This is a genomic window from Hymenobacter coccineus (assembly GCF_001816125.1).
Classification (GTDB): domain Bacteria; phylum Bacteroidota; class Bacteroidia; order Cytophagales; family Hymenobacteraceae; genus Hymenobacter; species Hymenobacter coccineus.
In genome coordinates this window covers 1-7,611 of the sequence record NZ_MDZA01000105.1, presented here as the reverse complement: position 1 = coordinate 7,611, position 7,611 = coordinate 1, and the positions used below count along the sequence as shown (strand labels likewise).

4 protein-coding genes are annotated in these 7,611 nt (G+C 65.9%); 2 read left to right on the top strand and 2 right to left on the bottom strand.

Features of this window, described 5'->3' with window-relative positions; genetic code table 11:
- Nucleotides 1–464, bottom strand: a 464-nt coding sequence (locus BEN49_RS07690; RefSeq protein WP_125916621.1) for an ATP-binding cassette domain-containing protein, incomplete at its 3' end; no start/stop codon positions are given.
- A gap of 131 nt (nt 465–595) precedes the next feature.
- Nucleotides 596–2,869 carry an RCC1 domain-containing protein gene (locus BEN49_RS07685; RefSeq protein ID WP_083325887.1) on the bottom strand — a complete coding sequence of 758 codons (2,274 nt, stop codon included), beginning with the start codon at nt 2,867–2,869 and terminating at the stop codon, nt 596–598.
- A gap of 219 nt (nt 2,870–3,088) precedes the next feature.
- Between BEN49_RS07685 and BEN49_RS07680 the strand changes: the two genes are divergently transcribed.
- Entirely contained in the window at nt 3,089–4,075 is a 987-nt protein-coding gene (locus tag BEN49_RS07680) for an aldo/keto reductase (protein WP_070742459.1), read from the top strand.
- Nucleotides 4,076–4,408: 333 nt separating this feature from the next.
- Nucleotides 4,409–7,611, top strand: a 3,203-nt coding sequence (locus BEN49_RS07675) for a tetratricopeptide repeat protein (protein WP_070742458.1), incomplete at its 3' end; no start/stop codon positions are given.

Sequence of the window (7,611 nt, the reverse complement as noted above, 5' to 3'; positions counted from 1 at the left end):
GCCAGGCCCACGCGCTGCTGCTGCCCGCCCGAGAGTTGCACCGGTAGCATGCCGGCAAACCGGGCGGCGGGCAGGTGCAGGCGCTCGAGCAGCTCGGTGGTGCGGGCGGCGGTTTCGGCGGGCGGGCGGCCCAGCAGGCCGGGCACCACGCCCACGTTCTGGGCCACCGTGTAGTGCGGCAGCAGCCCCACCTGCTGGATGACGTAGCCCATGCCGCGCCGCAATTCTTCGGGGGCCTGCTGGCGCACGTCGCGCCCGTTGATTTCGATGGTGCCGCCGTCGGGCTCGATGAGGCGGTTGAGCGTTTTGAGGAGCGTGGTTTTGCCGCAGCCGCTGGGGCCCAGCAGCACCAGCGTTTCACCGGCGGCCACCTCAAACGAAAGGTCATCGACCACCACCTGGGCCCCGAAGCGCTTGGTGAGGTGCGAGACGCGGATGACGGGCAGGGGTGGGGAGTCGGGCATGGGTAGCCGGCAAGATACGGCTGCCCTTCGCCCGTTATTGCCCGCATTGGCCGGGGCCCCACCGGTCTACCCCACAAAAACGCCCCTGCCGGTGGGGCAGGGGCGTAGCAAAAGTGAAACCGGCAAGGATATTATTCCACCACCAAGCGCTGGGTGCGGGTGGTGGTGCCGGCCGTGGCTTGCAACAGGTAGAGGCCGGGAACGAGGCCATCGAGTGCTACGACGGGTCCGGTAGCAGTGCGTACCAGCCGGCCCTGGGCGTCGAATAGCTGCACGGCGGCGTTGCCGCTCAGGCCCCGCAGCTGCACTTGACCTTGGGCGGGGTTGGGGGCCAGGTGCCAGCCGGCGCTGGCGCTGGCGGGGGCAGTGGCCAGGGTTACGCTGGGATATGGAATGTTGATCGGAAAGGGGTTGGCGTTGGACTGGCTAGTTTGGCCATAAACATTGCTGCCCCAGACCCAGAGAGTACCGCCGGCGCGGATGGCCGCGGTGTGGTACTGGCCGGCGGCAACGCTTTGCCAGGTGGTGGCAATACCTACCTGAACGGGGCTGGTTTGATTGATGGTGAGGCCGTTGCCTAATTGGCTATAGCCGTTGAAGCCCCAGGTCCAGAGCGTTCCATCGGTGCGGGTGGCCACAGAGTGGTAAGCACCTGCGGCCGCGTTTTGCCAAGTCGTGGCGATACCCACCTGGGCAGGGGTGGTTTGGTTGGCCGTCGTGCCGACGCCCACTTGGCCGTAAGTATTCTGGCCCCAGGCCCAGAGGGTGCCGTCGGTGCGGGTAGCTACGGTGTGGTAGCTACCGGCCGACACGCTTTGCCAAGTGGTGGCGGTGCCAATGCGAATGGGGCTGCTCTGGTTAGTAGTAGTGCCATCGCCCAACTGGCCAACAGCGTTGAAGCCCCAGGCCCAAAGGGTACCATCGGCGCGTACGGCCACGGTGTGGCCAAAGCCCGATGCAACGCTCCGCCAATTCGTAGCCGTTCCGATTTGCACCGGCGCGTTTTGTTGAGTAGTGGTGCCGTTGCCAAGTTGGCCGTATCCATTGCTGCCCCAGCCCCAGAGGGTGCCGTCGGTGCGGAGGGCCAGCGTGCAAGCAAACCCGGCGGCTACACTTTGCCAGTTCGTGTCTGTGCCGACTTGCACGGGCGAAGGTTGCGCAGAAGCGGACGCCATTCCACTGCCCAGCTGGCCCGATTGGTTGGTGCCCCAGGCCCAAAGGGTGCCGTCGGCCCGCACGGCTGCCGTATGGAAAAGACCAGCCGCGATGCTCTGCCAAGCAACAGTACTGCTTACTTGGGTAGGGATGGGCTGGTCCTGGTTGATGTTGTCGCCGATGCCCAACTGGCCGTTGGGGTTGCCACCCCATGCCCACAGCGTTCCGTCGGGGCGAATGGCCAGCGTACAGTCGTACCCCGTGGCCACGCTGCGCCACGTAGGGGGAACCACTACCTGGAATGGCGTCGGCTGCACGTTATAGCCGCTGCCCAACTGGCCGTCGGTATTGAGGCCCCAGGTCCAGAGCGTGCCATCGGTGCGGAGGGCTGCCGCGTGGACCGCGCCCGCGTTGCTAGCTACCAGCTGCCAAGTGGCTCCACTTCCGGCCTGCACAGGACTAAGTTGGTTGATAGCGGTGCCGTTTCCAAGCTGCCCCGACCGGTTATTACCCCAGGCCCAGAGCGAGCCATCGGCCTGAATTGCCGCCGTGAAGTACTGGCCGGTAGCCACTTGTCGCCAAGTTGCGGCAGTGCCCACCTGCACCGGGCTGGTTTGCTGAGCGGTGGAGCCCAGGCCCAATTGGCCGTTGGTGTTCAGGCCCCAGGCCCACAGCGTGCCATCGGTACGCATGGCTACCGTGTGGTTCGAGCCCGCAACGGCGCTTCGCCAGGCCGTGCTGGTCCCGATTTGTACTGGGGTTGATTGGCTGGCGGTGGAGCTCAGGCCCAGTTGGCCATTGGTATTTAAGCCCCAAGCCCACAACGTGCCATCTGTGCGCACGGCCACCATGTGCTGGGAGCCGATGCTGATGCTTTTCCAGTTTGTGTCGGTACCTACCTGCATGGGCGTGGGTCGGCTGGTGGTGGTACCGTTGCCAATTTGGCCGCTCCTATTGTCGCCCCAAGTCCAGAGCGTGCCGTCCGTGCGAATAGCGGCTGTATTGAGCTGGCCCGCGGCCACGCTCTGCCAGCTGGCCGCGGAGCCTATTTGTACAGGCGTGGGCTGGTTGAACGGACTGCTATTACCCAATTGGTTGCTGCCACCGTTGCCCCAGGTCCAAAGCGTGCCGTCGGGAAAAATGGCAACCGTGTGAGCGGCCCCTACGGCGATGCGTTGGGCCCGGGCCGTGCCCGCCAGCAGCCCCAGCAGCAGCAAGGTCCAGAGTCGAAAAGTAAAATTTGTCTTCATAGAAAAATAAGAATAGGGAATGGATAAAAAATTAAGGAAGTGAAATTCTGTGCAAGGTATGCAGGGTGAAGGCCAGTGCGAAGCAGTAATTCAGTGTTCCGCCTTGTAGCTGCGGGCTAGCCATTTGGCGGGCCATTGCCCGTATAAGTTGCCGGCCGTTCATCGGCCGAAAAGCCTTTCCTATCTTTTCCTCTTTCCAACCCATCTTTCCCTTTCCTCATGCACCACCGCACCCTCGGCAAAACCGGTTTTTCTATTTCTGAAATCAGCCTCGGCACCTGGCAGGTGGGCGGCAAGTGGGGCGAGCCCTTCTCCGACGCCACCGCCGACGCCATCCTCGACGCGGCAGTCGATGCCGGCGTCAACTTCATCGACACGGCCGACGTGTACGGCGACGGGGCCAGCGAGGCCGCCGTGGGCCGCCTCGTGCGCCGCCGCTCCGAGCGCATTTTCGTGGCCACCAAGTGCGGCCGCCGCCTTCAGCCCCATACCAACGCCGCCTACCAGCCCGCCGCCCTGCGCGGCTTTGTGGAGGACAGCCTGCGCAACACCGGCCTCGACACCCTCGACCTGGTGCAGCTGCACTGCCCGCCCACCAACGTATTCTACCGCCCCGAAATATTTGAGCTGTTTGAGAAGCTGCGCGAAGAGGGCAAAGTGCAAAACCTAGGCGTGAGCGTGGAGCGCGTGGAGGAAGGCCTCAAGGCCCTGGAATACCCCAACGTGGCCACGCTGCAAGTCATCTTCAACCTGTTTCGCCAGCGCCCAGCCGAGCTGCTCTTCCCCGAAGCCAAGCGGCGCAACGTGGGCATCATCGTGCGGGTGCCGCTGGCCAGCGGGCTGCTCACGGGCAAGTTTGGGCCCCAGACTGAGTTTGCCGCCGACGACCACCGCAACTTCAACCGCGACGGCACCGCCTTTGATAAGGGCGAAACCTTTTCCGGGGTGGACTACACCACCGGCCTGGCTGCCGTGGAGGAGCTAAAGGCCGTATTCCCCGGCGAGGGGGCCCTGGCCGCGGCGGCCCTGCGCTGGGTGCTGATGTTCGACGAAGTGAGCTGCGTGATTCCGGGGGCCTCGCGCCCCGCGCAGCTCGTCAGCAACGCCGCCGCCGCCGACCTGCCCGCCCTCACGGTGGGGCAAATGGCCGCCGTGCGCGACGTGTACCAGCGCCGCATCCAGCCGCTGGTGCACCAGCTGTGGTAGACTTCGGAATCCTAGACGGGAATGCCTGAAAACCAGGTCATCCTGAGTGCAGCGAAGGACTTAAGGACCGCCGAACAGCACGCAGTAATTAGCAGGTTACTGCGTGCTGTTCGGCAGTCCTTAAGTCTTCGCTGCGCTCAGGATGACCTGTTCTTTTTCCCTTCGTCACTCCTTTATTATCCAATAACCTAGTTTTAGCCGCGGCACACCAAAAACCACTTGGCGCGCGTTGGCCTGGGGCCCAGAATGGCCCGCCGGGGCCTTGCGCGCCATTTTTGCCTACTTTTGACACCTCCCGGGCCCCCCGCGGCCCCTTCACGCTACCATTTCCCGATGAAGCTATTTCCCCGGCTGGCGCTGGCCGCCACGCTCACGGCGGCGGCCCCGGCGGCCGCCCTGGCCCAGCAAACCCAGGTGTTTGCCAGCGATGAGCGGTTTTTCCAGGAAGGGCTCGAGCTGTTCGACCGTCAGCAGTACGGGGCCGCCCAGGTGGCCTTCCAGCAGTACCTGGCCGTGGAGCCCCGCCGCACCGGCCGCCAGGAGCCCCTGGGCCGCGACCGTACCGCCGACGCCGAGTATTACGACGCCGTGAGCGGCCTCTACCTGCTGCACCCCGACGCCGAGGGCCGCGTGCTGGCCTTCGTAGCCGCCCACCCGACCCACCCGCGCGCCGCCGTGGCCTACTTCGAGCTGGGTAAGTTCTACTTCGACCAGCAGAACTACCCGCAGGCCATTGCCTATTTCCAAAAGGTGGCCCCCGCCAACCTCAGCGACGGGCAGCGGGCCGAATCTGATTTTAAGCTGGCCTACAGCCACTTCCAGCAGAAGGACTACGACCAGGCCCGCCTGCTGTTCGACCGCAGCAAGCAGGCCCAGGGGCCCTATCGCTACGCCAGCGCCTACTACGCCGGCTACCTCGGCTACCGCGCCGGGGCCTACGCCGCCGCCCGCGCCGACCTGGCCGTTGCCGAGCAGAACGACGACTACAAGCCCGTGGTGCCGGCCATCATGACGCAGATCTATTACAAGGAAGGTGACTACGAAGGCCTGATTGCCTACGCCGCGCCCCGCCTGCGCCAAACCCCGCCGCCCCAGAACGCCGACGAAATCCAGCTGCTGGTGGGCGACGCCTACTACCAGAAGGCCGATTACAAGCAGGCCGTGGGCTACTACGACCAGTTTGCCGCCGCCCGCAAGGGCAAGGTAGAGCCCGCGGTGCAGTACAAAATCGGCTTCGCCAACTACAAAACCGGCGACTACAAGGGTGCCATCACCAACCTGCGCGCCGTGGCCGCCCGCCGCGACACGCTGGGCCAGAACGCCGCCTATCACCTGGGCCTGAGCTACCTGCAAGCCGGCCAGAAGCCTCAGGCCGTCACGGCCTTCGAGGCCGCCCGCCAGGGCCCCGTGCAAAAGGACGTGGCCGAAAACGCTACCCTCAAGCTCGCCCAGGTGCAGGCCGAGCTGGGCAACCAGGTCGAGGTGGTGGGTGTGCTCCGCGACTTCCGCCGCAAGTTCCCGCGCTCGGCCAACCAGGCCACGGTGGACGACCTACTGAGCACCGGCTTTTTGGCCTCGACGGACTACGCCGCGGCCATCGATTACCTCGACGGCCTCGACGACCGGGGCCCCAAGCTGAACGCCACCTACCAGCGCGTGACCTACGCCCAGGCCGCCACGCTCTACAACGCCGGGCAGTACGACCCGGCCCTGGCGCTGGTCGATAAATCCCTGAAATACCCGTCGGACGACGCGCTGCGGGCCGCCGCGCAGGTGCTGAAGGGCGACATTTACAGCGTGGGCCAGCGCTACCCCGAAGCCGCCACCGCCTACGCTGCCGCGGCCCGCACCGTGCGGCAGGGCGGCGTGGCGCCCGAGGAAGTGGCCTTTGAGCAGCGCGCCCGCTACGGCCTTGGCTACGCTTATTATAATACAAAGCAGTACGCCCAGGCCCGGCCCCAGTTCCAGGCCTACCTAGCGGCCGCCGAGACAAGCAAAACCCGCGACGCCAACTACTACGACGCCACCCTGCGCCTGGCCGACCTCAGCTACGTGGCCAAAAGCTACGCCCCCGCGCTGGCCGGCTACGACAAAGTGATTCAGGCCAACGCCTCCGACAAAGACTACGCCTACTACCAGAAGGGCGTGACGCTGGGCCAGATGGGCCGTCGCGCCGAGGCCGACCAAACCCTGGCCACGCTGCTGCGCACCAGCCCCACCTCGCGCTACGCCGAGCAGGCCGCCTTCCAGCAGGCGCAGCTGGCGTTTGAGGCCGGCGATTACCAGCCGGCGGTGGATGGCTTCACGAAGCTCATCAGCGGCCGCCCCAACAGCTCGCTCGTGCCCCAGGCTTTGCAAAAGCGCGGCGTGGCCTACGCCAACTTGCAGCAGCAGGACGCCGCCGTGGCCGATTTCCGCCGCGTGCTGACGGATTTCCCGCGCTCCGACGCCGCCAACCAGGCCATCTACAGCTTGCAGGAAAGCCTGGCCGCGCAGGGCAAAACGGAGGACTTCGACGGGGCCCTGGCCGCCTTCAAGGCCCAAAACCCCAACAGCAAGGCCACCGAAAGCGTGGAGCTGGAAGCAGCCAAGTCGCTGTACCTGGCCGAGAAGTACCCCCAGGCCATCCAGCGCCTGGAGGGCTTCCTCAAGCAGTACCCCGACAATGCTCTGGGCGCCAACGCCCGCTACTACCTGGCCGACTCCTACCTAAAAACTGGCAACAAAGCCGAGGCCCTGCCGCGCCTGCGCGCCGTGGTGACGGAGAACAAGAGCGAGTTTGTGAATAGGGCCCTGGGCCGCGCCGCCGACCTCGACCTCGAAGCCCAGAACTACCCCGAGGCCATCCAGTACTACACCCAGTTGCGCACGGCCAGCACCAACCGCCGCGAGGTGGCCAACGCTACCCTGGGCCTGCTGAAGGCCGAGTACGAAAGCGCCGACTACCCCGCCACGCGCCGCGTGGCCGAGGAGCTGCGCACCCAGGCCGGGGCCCCCGCCAGTGCCACCAACGCCGCGCTGCTCTACTTGGGCAAGGCCAGCTACCGCACCAACAACTTGGAGCAGGCCGCCACCGAGCTGGCCGCCGCCGTAGCCGCCGCGCCGGGCGACGCCATCGGGGCCGAGGCCAACTACCTGTTGGCCGACACCCAGTTCAAGCAAAAGCAGTACGACGAGGCCCTGAAAACGGCCCTGCGCAACAACTCCGACTTCGGCAACTTCGAGCTGTGGCAGGGCCGGGCCTTCCTGCTGGTGGCTGATGTGTACGCCGCCCAGGGCGACAACTTCCAGGCCCGCGGCACGCTGAACTCCATCATCGACAACAAATTCCCGGTGCCCGAAATCGTGGCCGGTGCCCGCGAAAAGCTGGCCGCCCTGGGCCCCGACGATGCGGCCGCTGCGCCGGCCAAAATGGCCCCCGCCAAGCCCACCAAAACCGCGCCTGCCAAGCCAGTTTCGGCCCCCGCCCGGGGCGCCGCCGGGGCCCCACGCAGCCAGCCGGCCGCGCCGCGCAGCGGCCTGGTGCCGGCCGCCAC